General features: G+C 68.2%; 19 protein-coding genes. 10 read left to right on the forward strand and 9 right to left on the reverse strand.

The window, feature by feature from the left end; all coding sequences use genetic code 11:
* Positions 1–22: 22 nt before the first annotated feature.
* The 7 genes from IH00_RS39890 to IH00_RS0105365 all read right to left on the reverse strand — a co-directional run bounded on the left by IH00_RS39890 (position 23) and on the right by IH00_RS0105365 (position 3353).
* On the reverse strand, positions 23–421 hold the full coding sequence (locus IH00_RS39890; RefSeq protein WP_039946261.1) for a TFIIB-type zinc ribbon-containing protein: 399 nt from the start codon (positions 419–421) through the stop codon (positions 23–25).
* A complete protein-coding gene (locus tag IH00_RS0105340) occupies positions 364–918 on the reverse strand; it encodes a hypothetical protein (RefSeq protein ID WP_031070112.1) in 555 nt (184 codons plus the stop codon). Before IH00_RS0105340 ends, IH00_RS39890 begins: the two co-directional genes overlap by 58 nt.
* A 2-nt stretch (positions 919–920) precedes the next feature.
* On the reverse strand, positions 921–1556 hold the full coding sequence (locus IH00_RS0105345) for a phage tail tube protein (RefSeq protein ID WP_031070114.1): 636 nt from the start codon (positions 1554–1556) through the stop codon (positions 921–923).
* A gap of 130 nt (positions 1557–1686) precedes the next feature.
* Positions 1687–2040, reverse strand: coding sequence for a hypothetical protein (locus tag IH00_RS0105350; RefSeq protein ID WP_158827680.1), 354 nt, complete (start codon positions 2038–2040; stop codon positions 1687–1689).
* An 86-nt stretch (positions 2041–2126) separates the two neighbouring features.
* Positions 2127–2555: an HK97 gp10 family phage protein gene (locus IH00_RS0105355; RefSeq protein ID WP_031070118.1), complete on the reverse strand. Its 429-nt coding sequence runs from the start codon at positions 2553–2555 to the stop codon at positions 2127–2129.
* Positions 2555–2986: a DUF6093 family protein gene (locus tag IH00_RS0105360; RefSeq protein WP_158827682.1), complete on the reverse strand. Its 432-nt coding sequence runs from the start codon at positions 2984–2986 to the stop codon at positions 2555–2557. The genes IH00_RS0105355 and IH00_RS0105360 overlap by 1 nt, the downstream gene beginning before the upstream one ends.
* A complete protein-coding gene (locus tag IH00_RS0105365) occupies positions 2976–3353 on the reverse strand; it encodes a hypothetical protein (RefSeq protein ID WP_031070123.1) in 378 nt (125 codons plus the stop codon). Before IH00_RS0105365 ends, IH00_RS0105360 begins: the two co-directional genes overlap by 11 nt.
* 229 nt (positions 3354–3582) lie before the next feature.
* On the opposite strand from IH00_RS0105365, the gene IH00_RS0105370 reads away from it, so the two are divergent.
* The 7 genes from IH00_RS0105370 (at position 3583) to IH00_RS37040 (ending at position 9072) form a co-directional block, all read left to right on the forward strand.
* The gene (locus tag IH00_RS0105370) at positions 3583–4797 is read left to right on the forward strand and encodes a helix-turn-helix domain-containing protein (protein WP_267882547.1); all 1215 of its coding nucleotides are present in this window, start codon (positions 3583–3585) and stop codon (positions 4795–4797) included.
* Between the two features lie 158 nt (positions 4798–4955).
* Complete coding sequence (locus tag IH00_RS0105375; protein ID WP_234334768.1) at positions 4956–5336, forward strand: hypothetical protein; 381 nt, start codon at positions 4956–4958, stop codon at positions 5334–5336.
* A 152-nt stretch (positions 5337–5488) separates the two neighbouring features.
* Positions 5489–5848 carry a hypothetical protein gene (locus tag IH00_RS0105380; RefSeq protein ID WP_031070128.1) on the forward strand — a complete coding sequence of 120 codons (360 nt, stop codon included), beginning with the start codon at positions 5489–5491 and terminating at the stop codon, positions 5846–5848.
* 20 nt (positions 5849–5868) lie between these two features.
* Positions 5869–7155, forward strand: a complete 1287-nt coding sequence (locus tag IH00_RS0105385) for a radical SAM protein (protein ID WP_234334769.1) — start codon at positions 5869–5871, stop codon at positions 7153–7155.
* Positions 7152–7445, forward strand: coding sequence for a radical SAM protein (locus IH00_RS43815; protein ID WP_031070132.1), 294 nt, complete (start codon positions 7152–7154; stop codon positions 7443–7445). Before IH00_RS0105385 ends, IH00_RS43815 begins: the two co-directional genes overlap by 4 nt.
* A gap of 17 nt (positions 7446–7462) precedes the next feature.
* A complete protein-coding gene (locus IH00_RS0105395) occupies positions 7463–8056 on the forward strand; it encodes a hypothetical protein (RefSeq protein ID WP_234334770.1) in 594 nt (197 codons plus the stop codon).
* Positions 8057–8301: 245 nt separating this feature from the next.
* Positions 8302–9072, forward strand: a complete 771-nt coding sequence (locus IH00_RS37040) for a hypothetical protein (RefSeq protein ID WP_039946266.1) — start codon at positions 8302–8304, stop codon at positions 9070–9072.
* Between the two features lie 58 nt (positions 9073–9130).
* Here IH00_RS37040 and aspS read toward each other — a convergent pair whose 3' ends face one another.
* Positions 9131–10441, reverse strand: coding sequence for an aspartate--tRNA(Asn) ligase (gene aspS, locus IH00_RS0105405; RefSeq protein ID WP_031070136.1), 1311 nt, complete (start codon positions 10439–10441; stop codon positions 9131–9133).
* A 341-nt stretch (positions 10442–10782) separates the two neighbouring features.
* Between aspS and IH00_RS0105410 the strand changes: the two genes are divergently transcribed.
* The 3 genes from IH00_RS0105410 to IH00_RS0105420 are packed head-to-tail and all read left to right on the forward strand — an operon-like array spanning position 10783 to position 13781.
* Positions 10783–11265, forward strand: a complete 483-nt coding sequence (locus IH00_RS0105410; protein WP_031070138.1) for a GNAT family N-acetyltransferase — start codon at positions 10783–10785, stop codon at positions 11263–11265.
* Positions 11262–12212, forward strand: coding sequence for a hypothetical protein (locus tag IH00_RS0105415; protein WP_031070140.1), 951 nt, complete (start codon positions 11262–11264; stop codon positions 12210–12212). The genes IH00_RS0105410 and IH00_RS0105415 overlap by 4 nt, the downstream gene beginning before the upstream one ends.
* Positions 12213–12254: 42 nt before the next feature.
* Positions 12255–13781 (forward strand): amino acid permease, encoded by a 1527-nt coding sequence (locus IH00_RS0105420; RefSeq protein ID WP_234334771.1) that lies wholly within the window; start codon positions 12255–12257, stop codon positions 13779–13781.
* 593 nt (positions 13782–14374) lie between these two features.
* On the opposite strand, the gene IH00_RS0105425 is transcribed toward IH00_RS0105420, so the two are convergent.
* Positions 14375–15229 carry a GNAT family N-acetyltransferase gene (locus IH00_RS0105425; protein WP_031070144.1) on the reverse strand — a complete coding sequence of 285 codons (855 nt, stop codon included), beginning with the start codon at positions 15227–15229 and terminating at the stop codon, positions 14375–14377.
* Between the last annotated feature and the right edge of the window lie 321 nt (positions 15230–15550).

Here is a 15550-nt window from a genome sequence, read left to right on the forward strand (position 1 = left end):
ACTTACGTGGTGCGGGGGTGTATCAGGGGCGCGGCTCGTACTGCTCGCGCGGCAGGAGCTGGATCTTCACGCCGTAGCCGGAGCGGTCCTGGGGGACGTGATCGCGTTCCTGCTCGATCAGCTCGCAGCCGGGGCAGCGCAGGGTGTCGGTGACGTAGGCGTGGGGGTCGCCGCCGCGTTCGCGGTCCCACTCCTCCAGCCGGGTGTGGCACTCCGGGCACACCGACCGCTGCCAATCCGCCCAGGCCAACGCCTTGGCCCGGTCGAGGTCGGACCAGCGGCCGTCGCCGCCGAGGAACTGCGAGTGCGGAATGCCGTACCGCTCGCACAGCTCCAGTTCGGCGCGCAGGCCGGCGTCACGGCTCAGCCTTTTCCCAGCTCGACCCGGCTCTCCTGCTGGATCTGCCAGGCCGCGTCCCACAGCGCGTTGGCGTCCGGCGCCGACCAGCCGTTCAGCAGCTCCTCGGCCTCGTCGCGGTTCATGCCGTCCACGGAGGCCGCCGCCACCAGCGCGGCGGGGAAGGTGTCGGCGTTGAAGATCGCCCCCTCCTCCGCCTGCTGTTCGGTGGGCGGGTGCTCGCTGATCAGCTCCTCCAGAACCGGGCGCGGCAGCGCGCGGAAGGTCAGGAACTCCGAGGCGGCGTCGAGTGCCAGGAGGGCCTGGTCCCGCGCCTCATCGGCGTCGGCGGCCTGGCGTGCGGCCAGCTCGTCACCCGGGTTGGCCTCGGCGACGAACCGTGCCCGGCGGGCAGCCTGCTCAGCCTCGTCGTACCGCTGGCGCAGCTCGGCGTCATCGCAGATGCGGAGCCGGTTCTGCGCCTTGCGCCTACGGCGGAGGCGCTCCATCTTGGCCGACCACGCCCCCTCCGCCGACGTGGCGGAGGGGGACGGGCGCTTGGCCTGTGCGGGGCGCGACACGATCAGCCCTCGTCAGCGTCGTGCTCGCGGACCGTCGCCTCGGTCTTGGTCTCCGTGGTGCTGACCACGGTAACGTCGACGTGGTCACCGTCGGGGTGACCGTGCCCGTGGTCGTCGTCGCAGTCCTCGTCCGGCAGCGGACGGGGATGGGCCTGCGGCACCGGGCGGTCGAGCGACGGCTCGTCGGTGATGGTGAAGTCGACCTTGAACTTCGCGGCCTCGTTGCCGGTGCTGTACGTCGCGGCGCGGGTAGCGACCTGCACGGGGAACACGTCCACCGAGCGAGAGCCGGGCAGGTCGCCCTTGCGGAGCAGGATGACGTAGCCCTTCGCGCCCTTCGGGAGCTGCTGCTCGATCGCGTCGGAGAACCGGTCCTCGTAGAAGGTCAGGCTGGAGTTCTCGGCCTTGTCGTTGCCCGGGATCGAGGAGTTGAAGGTCGAGCCCATGTCGGGGGTCTCGATGGGGTCGTTCTCCAGCGCCCAGCCCTCGATGTCCGAGACAGCGTCGGTCAGGGCGAAGGCGTTGGTGATCTCTCGACGGCTGGGGTACTTCGGGTCGTTGAGGTCCTTGGACCACAGGATCTTGGAGATGCCGCGCCGCAGAAATCGGCTCTGGGTCTTCTTCGTGCTCGTGGACACAGGTCCGCTCCCACTTCTGGGGCAGCGTCCCGTGCGAGGCCCTGCCCCTTGACGTTCAAAGGGGGTTCGCCTGGCCTGGGGCCTAGCGTCCGCGCGGGCCTCCGCGGTGAGGATCAGAAGAATCGATTCTTCATGCTGGGGTCACGGTGATCGTGACCCGCTGCACGTAGGACACGATAGCGCCTGCCGCCGACACCGAGGGCTCTCCTCCGGCGTCGTAGGTCAACTCCCTGTCAATGACACGCGCTTCGGGAACGTGCAGGTCGTGGGTCCAGCGTCCGTCGGTCCGGCCGACGACGCCGGCGCGCACGCGATCGGCCAGCCACTCGACCTGATCGGCTCGTTCCCCGACCGAGGTGACCTGGTAGGACCAGGCGGCATCGGCGTGCCAGTCCCACAGGGGCGGGCCCGCGAACTCGGCGGGCAGCGAGTCGAGGATCGTGTACGGCACGGGCGCCGGCTCCCAACCGGACTTCGCCTGCACGCGCGGGAGTTTACCGACACCGCAAGGGCGGCCCGTGGCGTGCTCCAGGAGTGCGGCGAGCGCGCGGGTCACCGGAAGACGAGCAGTCACGGCAGCACTCCGTCCGCCAGGGCCTGGATGAACGCCGGTTCGGTCTGCCGGAACGCGGGCTCGACGTGCGGGAACGGCGGCTGCCGGTAGTGCCGCCCGAGGCTGTCCACGCCGACGAAGCCGTATTCCAGCCGTCGCGCCTGCGGGGCGTCGGAGAACACCTCGGCGGTGACCTCGCCACCGCCGGTACGCATCCGCACGTCCCAGGAGGCGCGGTACTGTCCGGTGATCACGTTCGGGCCGGGCCTGCCGCTCGCGTTCCGCTGGATGCGGACCCGCAGCAACATGGCGTGGTGACGCGTGATCGTCCGCGTACGGGCACGGGTGGCCGGACCCATCCGGGCCAGCGCGGCGGCCAGCGCGATCGGATCACGGAACGCGGTCGCGTCCGGGTGGGCGTTGGGATGCGGGTTCGCCGGGGCCATCAGTCGATCACCTGCACCCTGACGATGCGAACCACGCTGTAGGTGCCCACCGCTTCGTTGGAGACGCGGAACCGACGGCCCACCAACTGCGGGTCGCGGGGACCGCCGGGGCGCACGGAACCGGCCACACGGATCACGTCGTCGCGCCGCAGCACCGGGGCTTCCACCGGCAGCACGGCCTGGTAGTCGGTGGTCGGCGGCTCGACGGCGACCGACCCGCCCACGGCCTGGGTGATGGCCGGGCGGCCGAGCGGCATCACCGCGCCGAGCCCGCCCCAGACCAACTCCTCGTCCGGCGCGGGCGGCACGAGCCGGCCCGTGGACTCGTCCAGCACGTCATCCGTACGGCCTGCGCTGTCCCGCCACGCTTCCAGCTTGTCGTCCAAGATGCGGCCGACGACTCGGCGCGCACCCTCCACGTCAAAGGCCACGAGCCCACTCCACAAGCTGGGTCAGCATCGCCTTTGTCAGCGAGTACGGCTCGGAGCCGAGGTCAGGGCGGGCCAGCGCGGCGCGCTCCAGAGCCTCCGGGTCGATCGCGTCCAGGAAGATGGCTGCCACTGGCCCCGGGTCGGGCGGGTCGGCAATCGCGACACGGGCCATCCCCGACCACTGACTATCGCCGCGGTCCGCGACGTGCAGCAGGACCTCCGGCCGTTCCCCGGCGAAGTGGCTGACCGAGTACGCCTTGACGGCGCTCGGGTCGATTCGCGAGCCGTCGATCTCGATGTCGGCCCGACCGCCCCGCGCGCTGATCTCCACGCGACGGGCGGTGGCCGTGTCGTTCGTCTGATCCATTCAGCCGACGCTAGGAGCAGTGTCGGACACCTCGAGGCGGCGGTAACGGAGCCCCGGCGGGCGCCGTCCCGTGCCTGGCCAGCCGTACGGGCGTCCTGGCGTGGATCTACGGGTTTGCTCCGTCGGTCCGTTAACACTTGGCGACGGGCCTTCTGGGCACCATTCGCAATACGTACTCTGGCCACAATGCTCCGATCAGCGAGGGGAAGCCGACGTGAATGAGAGCGTTATGCTGGGGGATCGACTCCGGGTGGCACGCAAGACGCGGGGACTGTCCGCCGCGCAACTTGCCCAGCGGGTCGCGGTCTCCCCCAGCCTGGTGCAGAAGCTGGAGTCCGGCGCGCGGAAGGCGACGCCGAGCCTGATACTCGCCCTGTCGAGGGCCCTGCACTTCGGCCCCGAGGTGCTGACCGGTCAGCCGTACTACGGGGACCCCGAGGCGGAGGACGGCGTGCACGCCGTCATTCCGGAGCTGAGGCGCATCCTGCTGTGCTTCGACACCCCAGATGAGCTGGAGACGCGTCCACGCGCTCTGCCGGTCCTGGCCTCCGAGGTGGACCAGATCGCAGCTCTCCGGCGTGATGCCCGATACGTGCCGATGGGGCCGCTGCTCCCTCCGGTGATCACAGAACTGACCCACGTTGCTCTCAGCGCGCGTGGCGATGAACAGCAGAAGGCGTTCTGGCATCTGGCCCGCGCGTACCGTGCGGTCAACAGTCTGGCCCACAAGATGGGGCACCACGACCTCGGCAATACGGCCCTGGAGAGGGTGAGGTGGGCAGCTGACCGCAGTGGCGATCCCCTCATGCAGTTCACGGCCGGGTTCCTGGTGGCGGGGTCGATGCTGCGGCAGGGAGCTACCGAGTCGGCTCGTCGCAAGCTCAAGGGCCTGCGGCACGAGTTGGAGCGGGCCCAGCCGGAGCATTCGTACACCGACGACGCGCTTGCGGTCGACGGGGCATTGCTGCTGAAGCTGGCGGTCGTTGAATCGCGGGACAACAACCCCGATGCGGCGGAAGAGTTCCTGCGCGAAGCAGAGCAAGTGGCGCTGATGGCCAGCAACCGGGACAGCCTGGCCTACGAGATGAGCTTCGGCCCCACAAACATCAAGATCCACTCGGTGCATACGTTGATCGACACCGGCGACAGCGAGCAGGCCCTCGCCCGGCTCGCTGAATGGGGACAGGGCGGAGCGGCATGGGCGCCGCCTGCCTCCACGGTGGGTGAGCGATCCAGCCACCATCACATCGACGTCGCCTCCGCACGCCTGGCGGAAGGTGACCGCGGCGGAGCGTTCGCAGAGCTGAAGCGAGCCCGGAAGATCGCGCCGAACCACACGCGATTCCACCCATCCGTGCGCGAAACGCTCGGCTCGCTGCTGCGCATGGACACGCACCCGTCCGCCGAGTTGTCCGCGTTCGGCACATGGGCCGGAGTCGCGTAGCACAACTCCCTTTACGCTCGCGGGACTTGGCCTGAATTGGGTGCGGACAGTTTGTCCGCGCACACCCGCCTCCAGAGTGGAATGGTCCTCTCACACTCAGTTGTGAGGGGGCCTTTCCTATGTCGGACGCGATCCCGACCACTCGACTGCCAAGGTGGATGCCTCTCGGCAGCGAGCCGGAGTTGTGTCCCGCCGGCACGTGGTGGGACGCCATCCGTGCACCCGAACATCTGGGCCGCAGGGCCGTAGAACTCATCGAGGAGCAGGGGCTCCCTGTGGGCTCCGTCGTCCTCGACGAGGGCGGCCGTGAGCCGCGCATGTACTTCCTGACGCCGGTCGGCACCGCTGAACGGTGGGCGGAACAGGGCACTGTCGCGTTGGGACCGTCCTGCCACGTCCTGGTCCCGTCGGCGAAGCGGACGTCCGGCCCCGGTCTCCACTGGTACCGGCTGCCCACCGGCCCCCGTGCCGTGATCTCACCTGACGGGCTTCACCGCGCCCTGATCAAGGCGCGCCGGGAGCGCGAAGACCCCCATTAGGACTCGCTCTGCGGCCTGAACTCCTCCCCGTGGGAGCTGCCGCAGAGCGGCTAGGCGCCGCCCCACCCACTCCCCGTGGGGCGGCACCCGCCGGTCTCCGGCGGATGCAAGTGATTGTTTCCAGCACGTCCGACACACAGAGAGGATCAACCGTGCCTCAAGCCAGGCGAGAGAAGAAGGATCACCTGATCTACGCGGACGTCGTGGACTCCAAGTCCAAGGCGGGCGTGTGGATGGGTGAGCGGGCCTCCTTCCAGGAGAAGCAGGGCCGCATCATCGAGGCGCTCAAGGAGCAGACCGACTGGGTCGAGCTGAAGGACGCGATCATGGTCATCGGCACCGACCCGGCCGGCATCACGGTCATCGCCCCCAACCCGACCCTGCCCGGCGTGATCGTCCTCGCCGACGGTGGCTCGCCGGCCACCTCCGCGAAGCTCCAGGCCACGGCCGAGGACAAGGTCCGCGAGGTCATGGCCGAGCTCGGCATCGCCGAAGAGGAAACGGCGGCCTGACCAACATGGCCGTCCCCCGGATGCTGTGGGGGAAGTACTTCCAGTACGAGCGGGACGGGGAAGCAGTTCTCCTCGACCCGGTCGGGCTGGACAGTGTGTTCATCGACTCCGGCGAGGTCCACGACCTCGCCGGGGTCCCCCCGACCGCGACCCATGAAGCCCTCGCAGGGCTCGGCTTCACCTCCGACGGCCCCATGGCCGACCGGCGAGAAGCACTCCGTAACCGTCTTCGACTCCTTGGGCTCGACGCCACACCTGACCGCATCAGTGGTCTGCGCGTAGTGCTCACCGACCGCTGCAACATGGCCTGCACTTACTGCTTCGTCGATACGAACACCGGCAAGCCGGACGTGACGAAGGAGGAACTGTCGGAGGGCTTGGGGTTCCTGTTCGAGCAGAACGCTGGCCAGGAAGAGGTGTCCATCCAGTGGTTCGGCGGCGAGCCGACGATCCGCTTCGACCTCATGCAGTACGGCGACCGGCTCGCAGACACCCTCGCCGACCGCTACGACGTCGCAAGGGTCCGGCGCACGGTCGTCACCAACGGGGCCCGTCTGACCGACGAAGCCCTCGACCACTTCGTCGCGTACGAGTATGGGGTCGGCATCTCCATCGACGGCCCCCCGGGTATCAATTCCGCCCACCGCCTCCTGCTCGGCGGACAGCCCGCAGACGACCGCATCCGCCGCAACGTCGCCCGATTCGTCGAGGCGGAGGGGCTGCACGTGGGCTGCAACCTCACCCCAACGGCCGCGAACATTGGGCGATTGGCCGAAACTGTCCGGTGGATCATCGATGACCTCGGGCTGAAGTTCATCTACGTCAACACCCCCATCCCGACGGCGGGCCGCTGGCAGGTCAAGGGCGCCGACCTGGCTCAGGAGCTCTACGAGGCCCGCCTGGCCGCCCTGGGTCGCGGCGGAATGCTGTTCTCTGTCCTCGACCGCGCCTTCCAGGCCCTCGACACCCGCCGGCCGATGCTGTTCGACCACATGCAGGGGGACCGCAGTCTGAACGCCGCCCTGCTGCCCGGCAACCGGGTCAGCCTGTGCGACATCAACTTCACCGAGCCGTCATTCCTGCACACCCTGGACGAGTTGCGGGCCGATCCCGGCCGCCTGGCTGGTGTGGCGAAAAACGTCGCACCCATTTCCGAGTGCGGGAACTGCCCGGCGCTCGCCATCTGCGGCGGCCCCTCGCGCAACGAGCAGGCCCTCGTCGGAGGCACCAGCCCTGATCCCGAGATGTGCGCGTTCTACACGAGCACCGTGGAGATCGCCGTGTGGGACAACACGGGGGTGCAATGAGCGTCAAAGTCCGTACGGCGCTGGTCTCCACGGCCGGGCACTGCAAGGTGGCCTGCGGCTTCTGCTTCCGCGCTGACCGTGCTCACGGCTTCCTCGACACCGCGACGTACACACGCACACTGTCGCGGCTGCGGGAGGCCGGCGTAGAGGGCGTATGTCTGACGGGTGGCGAGCCCACCCATCATCCGCAGCTCAGGCAGCTTGTACGGCTGGCGCACCAGTTCGGCATGTCGGTGTCGATGGTGACCTCGGCTCGCTCCGTGGCCGAGGTCATCGCCCTCTCCATGTGACCCACCTACTGAGCAACGTGACCGTGTCCGCCGACTCGCAAGGCGCGATGCTGCTGGGACGCACCACCCGCACGGCGGCCTCGGGCATCGCCACGCTACGTGCCATCAGCACCGAGACGAAGATCCTCCACGTCACCTGCTGGGGCCTGAGCGACGATGAGTGCCAGGAGCTGGCCGACCTCGTGTCCGAGGCAGGCGTGGAGGTCCAGTTCAGCCCCGTCGTCCTCGACGAGCGCGCCTTGCGCCGGGACGCCAAGTCGGTCCAGGACTATCTGGTACAGCAGCATCTGGACGCCGACGTGCTGAGCCGCTACTTCAACCTGTCCGATCGGTACCGGGCCTACCTCGGCGAGCTCCGGGACCTACAACTCCCACCGACGGGGGGCGAGCGGTGGTCGTGCCGCTCGGCGACCGCGTACGTGTCCGCGGACGGTCACATACGGCGCTGTCCCTACGGCCAGGCATCAGTCAGCGTCGATGCACCTCGGGCCAGCATCAGACAGTTCCTGACCGATCCGGCGCAGGACCGCGTGACCCCGGACTGCGCTGCAATCTGCCGATCCTCCGCCGCATCCGACGACCGCACGGCGTCGTGCGCCGCGCCGGCGTGAGCGGCGCTACGCACACGACTCCAGGTCGTGTCCCGCCGAGTGGTGTAGCCGATCAAGCCGGAGATCTTCACGGAGACCCGGTCGGCGAGAGGCCGGGGCCATGTCCGGGCCGCAATCCGCAGGCTGACGCAATGTCAGCCCAGCCGGGGTGCGCGGAGCCTCGATTCCGGTTGTGAGCTGCGCCTTTGTCGGCTTGATCGGCTACACCACGAGAAGGGACGCCATCCGACTCCATGGACCGCTCTATGACGATCACGACACCGGACGACTTCACACATCGGTGGCGGCAACCACCGAACTTCTCCCTGGAGGTCGCCTTCGACTACACGTTCCTGCCCGCCATCGACGTCCTCGACCACATCCGCAAGGACACGGAAGTGCGCTTCACGATCCTCGGGGACGACGATTGGCAGGTGCGCATGGACCGCACCGCCGCCTTCCGCACGGCCCCACTCGAAGAGATCGTCACGTGGCCGTTCCGGCTGGTGCACTTCAACCTCAGCCGCTTCTACGACGACCTTCTGCACGGCTTCCAGGACGAGGTGATGATCCCCTGGCGCACCCATTTGTCCGCCCGGGGTTTCACCTGGCAGCGCCTGGCTCCGATCCTCTTCCTGTCCACCGAAGGGGCGTCCTCGACGTACCACAACGACAACTCGCACGGCCTTGTCTGGCAGGTGCATGGCAGCAAGACGTTCCACAGCTACCTCGCCCCCGACAAGCACCTCTCGGCCGATGCCGCGGTGATCGGCGAGACGACGGGTGAAGAGCCGCCCGAGCATGACGCGGCCGACTGCCAGTCGGTCGTCATGCAGCCCGGCGACCAGTTGTGGAGCCATGCCCTGACCCCCCACTGGGTCACCACCGAGTCGTCGCTCGCCATGAGCATCACCCTCTCCCACGGCGGCCTGTGCCACCAGGGCCGCTTCTCCGAGCGGGACTTGGCACTGCGGGCCTACTGGGACAAGAACCCTGCCGAGGCGTGGACGCATGACCTGCGCAGCGTCCGCTACTGAGACCGCGTCCCACGACACGAGGCATCGGCCCGTGTCGTGGGACGCGCCCATCAGCCGGTTACGGCGTGAGACGGTTCGGTCCGCGGAAGAGGAAGGTGGCCTCGCGGATCGACTCCAGACCGAGGAGCACCATCAGCACCCGACCGAGGCCCATGCCCAGGCCACCGTGCGGCGGGCAGCCGTACCGGAACGCGTTCAGGTAGTCCTGCAACGGCTCTGGGCTCATGCCCTTCTCGGCGGCCTGCTTCAGCAGCACGTCATACCGGTGCTCGCGCTGTGCGCCGGTGGTGACCTCCAGCCCCTTCCACAGCAGGTCGAAGCTCAGAGTCACACTCGGGTCGTCGGCCGGCCGCATGTGGTAGAAGGGCCGGATGCTCACCGGGTAGTGCGTGATGAACACGAACTCGTGCCCGGTGGCCTCCTGGATGTGGGCGCTGATGCTGCGCTCGCCCTCCGGGTCCAGGTCCTCCTTGATCCCTTCCGGGTCCCAGCCTCCCTTGCGCAGGATCTCGTGCGCCTCGGCCATGGTGATGCGAGGGAAGGGCGTCGTCGGGACAGTGATCTCCACACCGAAGTGCTCTCGGATGGCCTCACCGTGGGAGTCGGCGACCTTCGCGATCGCGTGGGCGAGCATCTGCTCCTCGAACGCCATCACGTCCTCGACGCCGTCGATCCAGGCGAGCTCGACGTCGACGCCGGTGAACTCGGTGGCGTGCCTGGAGGTGAACGATGGCTCGGCGCGGAAGACGGGGCCGATCTCGAAGACCTTCTCGATGCCAGCCGAGATTGCCATCTGCTTGTAGAACTGCGGCGACTGCGCCAGGTAGGCGCTGCGGCCGAAGTAGCCGAGCTTGAAGACCTCCGCTCCGGATTCCGAGGCCGTTCCCATGAGCTTGGGGGTGTGCATCTCCGTGGCGCCCTGCGCGTAGGCGTACTCGCGCATCCCCTGTTCCAGGGTGGTCTGCACGGCGAACATCAGCTGTGTGGCGGTCCGACGGCGCACGTCCAGGAAGCGCCAGTCCAGCCGATTCTCAATGCCGGTGTGCTCGTCGATCGGCAGCGGCGTAGCGGCCAGGTTCAGGACCTCGACCGACTCAGGGACGAGTTCCAGGCCGCCGAGCTTGACCTGCTCGGCGTCGACGACACGGCCGGTGATCTTGACTGCGGACTCGGGGGTGAGAGCTTCGAGCTGGGCCTCAAGCGGCCCGTCGTCACGCTTGTGGGTCACCTGCACCATGCCTGTGCTGTCCCGCACGATGACGAACTGCATCTTGCGCTGCAGGCGCAGGGTGTTTACCCACCCGCAGACAGTGACGGTACTGCCGACGTGTTCTCGCAGGTCAGAGACGTGTACGCGGCTTTGGATCATTGCGGTCCTCCGAAGGACGTCGTCATGATCCCTTGGGAGTGCGGGCGAGAAGGGCAACTCGCGGTGCCACCGCACTTTCGCCGCCACAGCGTGGCGGCCTCATTCGGGCCCGCTGACGGGGGCCAACCGGCGGGGCATTGGACCACCGAACGGGGTCGTTCCTCCCCGCGCTCAGGAGGGTCTTCGCCTCGGGGCGCGAGGCCGCCTTTCCAGCTTCCGGCGGCTCTCTCGACTCGCGTGATCCCGGGCTACTCGTCTCCATCAACGCGTTGCCCAGCAGGATACGGATCTCACGGGCACCGCCGCAATCAAGAACACACTTCTGAACGGGAGGAACGGCTGTGAGCGTGCCCGTGCGACGGGCGGTGGCCGCCGACGCCGGGGAATTGGCCCGCCTGCGCCAGCTATCGCTGACCTGCCCGACGGTGCCTTGGAGCAGGCCCCGGGATGTACCGGACGGGCCGTGGGTCAAGGAGTGCCAGCAGGTGTTCGCTGCCATGCTCGATGGCCCGGACACGGCCGCCGCGTTCGTGGTGGATGCGGCTCCCGGCCGCGTGGCGTCCTGTGCGGTGGGGTTTCTTCTACCTCGACTTCCTGGCCCAGGGAGCAGCAAGCCGTTCAACGGTGACATCAGCACCGTCGCCACCGATCCAGAGTTCCGCAGGCGGGGCTACGCCCGGGCAGTGGTGACGGCCCTCATGGACTGGATGGCTGTGCGCGGCTGCAAGCGCATCAGCCTCACGGCCAGCCCAGAGGGAGAGCCGCTGTATACGTCGCTCGGGTTCGTGTATGACGAACCTCGGATGACCTGGCGGGTCCAGTGATTGCCCGGCAGCGGAGCGACCAGGGCGTCCCGCTCGACCAGCACCCGGCGCGCGACGACGTCGCGCTGCGGCCGGCGGTGGAGGACGCCGCGATGGGCCGTTGGGAGGGGGCACGCGACCTGCTGGCGGCGACCGGCCCGGACTGGGACCGCCGGATCTTCCGTCTTCAGGTACTCGCCGAGGCCGGAGCCCGACTGCGGTTCGCCGACACCTGGGCAAGGGCCGAACCGCGCTCGCCGCACGCACTCGCCCTCCTGGCCAACGTTCAGGCCCTCCGGGCCATGATCGCCGGCCCAGGCAGCAGCGGCCGGGGCCTGATGGAGGAAGCCTGGGCCACCTGCCGTACGGCCCTGGAAACGTGGCCCCAGGACGTGGCGCCGCTGGTGGTGATGCTCGCGCTGCTACGTAGCCACGCCCCAAACCGTAAGACCTTGAACGCGGTGTGGGACGAGATCATCAAGCGCGACCGGTGGAATCGCGAGGCACACCACGAGGTCGTGACCTTCTTGCTCCCCCGGTACCACGGCCAGCAGGGCGAGGCGATGTGGTGGGCCGAGGAGCAGGCGGCCATCGCCCCTCAAGGGCTGCCGATCGCGGTTCTGCCGCTCGTGGTGATCGCCGAGGCCCACCGGACCCGCCAGGAGCAGGACCGCGACGCTTACGGGCTCACCATCCATCCATGGGTCGACTGCCCGCAGATCGACCACGTGCTGGAGGGCTGGTGGCGCTACCGCGCCCCGCGACCGCACGCCTGCTTCGCGGATGACGCCAACTACCTGGCTCACGCCCTGTCGTTCGCGAATCGTCACAGCGAGGCCCTTGAGGTCTTCGACGCGATCGGCCCGTACGCCACGCAGGTCCCCTGGTCGTACTGCGGACAGGCCCGCGACCTGTTCCTACGGCACCGCGCCTGGGCCTACAGCCCACCGCGGCGCCGACGCCGCTAAACCCTCGAACTACCCCTCAAACGAACGAAGGACGGAATTCCTGTGCCCCTCGATGTCTCTCGCGTCTCTGACGAGGAACGCCTGAAGCAACTCGGCTACCAGCAGACACTCTCCCGCTCCATGTCGGGCCGCGCCAACTTCGGCGTCAGCTTCACGATCATCTCCATCCTGTCCGGCTGCATGACGCTCTACGGCTACGGGATGAACACCGGCGGGCCAGCGGTGATCATGTGGGGCTGGCTGTTCGTCGGCTTCATGACGCTCTTCGTCGGGCTGTCCATGGCGGAGGTCTGCTCCTCCTACCCCACCAGCGCGGGCTTGTACTTCTGGGCGCACCGCATGGCGCCCGCGAGAACGGCGGCGGCGTGGGCGTGGTTCACCGGCTGGTTCAACACCTTGGGCCAGATAGCTGTCACCGCGGGCATCGACTTCGGCGCCGCCACCTTCCTCAACGCCCTACTGGACCTGCAGTTCGGCTACGCCGCCACGCCCGGCCACACCATCACGCTCTTCGGGATCATCCTCGTCCTGCACGGCGTACTGAACACCTTCGGCGTACGCATCGTCGCCTTCCTCAATGAGGTGTCCATCTGGTGGCACATCCTCGGCGTCGTCGTCATCTGCGGCGCCTTGGTGCTCATCCCTGACCACCATCAGTCGACCAGCTTCGTCTTCGGCGAGTTCGTCAACAACACCGGCTTCTCGTCGAGCGTCTACGTGGTGCTCATCGGACTGCTCATGGCTCAGTACACGTTCACCGGCTACGACGCCTCAGCCCACATGACCGAGGAGACCATCGACGCCTCCACCGCGGGCCCCAAGGGCATCGTCCGCTCGATCCTCGTCTCCCTCGCCGCCGGATTCGTCCTGCTGTTCGGCTTCACCTACGCCATTCATTCCTACTCGGGCGCGCTCGAGTCGACCACCGGGGTGCCACCGGCGCAGATCCTGATGGACGCCCTCGGCGCGTCGGCCGGCAAGTGGCTGCTGTTGGTCATCATCGTCGCCCAGCTCTTCTGCGGCATGGCCTCAGTGACCGCCAACTCCCGGATGATCTACGCCTTCTCCCGCGACGGCGCGCTCCCCTTCTCCAGGACGTGGCACAAGCTCAACCCGGCCACTCGCACCCCCACGAACGCCGTCTGGCTCGCCACCGGTGGGGCCTTCGCTCTCGGCCTGCCCTACCTGTGGAACAGCACCGCCTACGCGGCCATCACCTCCATCGCGACCATCGGTCTGTACATCGCCTACGTAATCCCCACCTTCCTCCGACTGCGCCAAGGCGACAGGTTCGAGCGCGGTCCCTGGCACCTCGGTTCCTGGTCCACCGTCGTCGGCACGATCGCCATCGCATGGGTCTTGGTGATCACAGTGCTGTTCATGCTGCCGCAGACCTCACCGATCACCGCGCACACCTTCAACTACGCGCCCCTCGCGGTCGGAGTCGTCGTTGGTTTCTGCGGCGCCTGGTGGCTCATCTCGGCGCGCCGTTGGTTCCTCAACCCGGCGCACTCGCGCAGCTCTGGTGTCAGCCGGGAAGCTCGCGGACAGGAGGCCCACCGCCGATAGACTCCGTCCGCCAACCCGGGCCCCCAGCGTCGCGGTCAACTCGTACGAGTAGTTTGTGCGCAGCGTGCGGACACGAGAGACGGCCTTCAAGCAGACGCACACCGCGACGCTCAGCCAGCTGGTCACAAACGACTAACCCGTAAATGATCTACGAATGTGAGCAGGCTGCGTTTCACAGGCGCGGCAAGCCTTCGAAGTCATGCCACCCTCGGCTCACCACCGTGCCACCCCTCGTCTGTGGATCTGCGGAGGCACCGGGCCCTGTTGTTAACGCGGACCAATGGCTGGGTCCATCCCCGCGTGCCGATGGACCCCTAAGGGCAGCGATCGGCACGCAGGCAACAGCGTTCCCGCCAGTCACGGAGTGCCGCCACGCCGATACCCGACCTACAAGCGTCCGCCGGTCGAGCCAGGACATCGTCAGCCACGCCGACAAGGTCTTCGATCTGCCCCACCCTGCCCCACGGACCGCGTGGTGCAGGCGGACATTGTCCAGGTGCTGCGGTGTCGAGGCGGCGCGCCAGCCACGTGTTCGCTGCGTTGCCCTGCCCGCAGCCCTCCGGAGTTCTTCGACGGCTCTCCGGCGCGGCACACTAAAAGTCGTACACCGCGAAGTCGGCGATCGGGCGGTACCCGATCCGCTGGTAGAGGCCGTTGCTGGTGGGGTTGGCCAGGTCCGCGAACAGCAGGACCTCCGACGCGCCCGCGGATAGCGCGGCCCGGCTCACCTCGGCTGTCACGGCGCCCGCATAACCGCGGCCACGCAAGTGGGCCGGGGTATAGACGGGAGCCACCCGGATCTGGCCCGCGACCATGGGGGTCCTGCCCGCCATGGAGACGGGGGTACCGTCCGGGGTTTCCCACAGCGTGACGCGTTCGTCGGCGATGCGCGAGTCCGCCCATGAGCTGTTGTCCTCAGAGGGGGTTCCTCCGATGGCGGTGACAAACTCCCGGTGCCAGAGCATGAGTTGCTCGCGGTGCTCCTCGCCCGCGACTCGCCCCCGGCCCTCAGGGAACGGCTCCGGCGGCGTGAGCGTGCCCAGGCGGTACAGACGCTCCTGCTCGTGCAGCGTCGGTCTCGCGCCCGTGTGCCGCTGCCAAGCCTCGGCGAAGGAGGCGGCGGTGTCGTGGTCCGCGTTGACGCCGGGGAGGGTGTGGCCGAGGTCGGCTAGGTGGGCAGCGAGGCTGTCGGCCTCTTCGGGGGTGAGGGGGGTGACGGTCAGGCGGCGGGGCGGGGTACGGAAGAAGGTCGCGCGAACCTCGCCCGCCCGCTCCAGCAAGCCGAAGATGGGTGCTTCGGAGCCGTACGCGTCCGTCCCCCGCGTACGCAGTGCCTCGGTCACCGTCAGTGGGACGGTGTGCAGGGCGGGACGCGAGTGCAGGAAGTCCCCGGCTCGAGCGAGAAAGTCGTCGAGGTCTTCGGTGAGGTGCCAGTCATCCGGGCGCATGCCTCATGTTCCCTCGTGCTGTAGGCAGTGCGCCTGCAGTTTTCCGTTGAGGAGAGAGCGGTGTTGGTGCCGGCTGCACCGCTCGGCGGTGTCGCTGGACCACGACGACTGAGCGGGCTGGATTGTCGCCCTCAACGGTGCAATATGAAAAGGTTGTTTGCCCACATTTGGTGCGCGGAGACCACTACGGTATGGGCATGGTTAGCGCGGTCGACCCGGTGATGGCGGGTGATCACGGCGGTCTTGCGGGAGCGGTGACTCGTGGCGTCCTCAAACGAGGTACGGGCGGGCGAGCCCTACCCTTTTCACCAACGGGGTTGG

The sequence above is a fragment of the Streptomyces sp. NRRL S-118 genome (assembly GCF_000716335.1).
Taxonomy (GTDB): domain Bacteria; phylum Actinomycetota; class Actinomycetes; order Streptomycetales; family Streptomycetaceae; genus Streptomyces.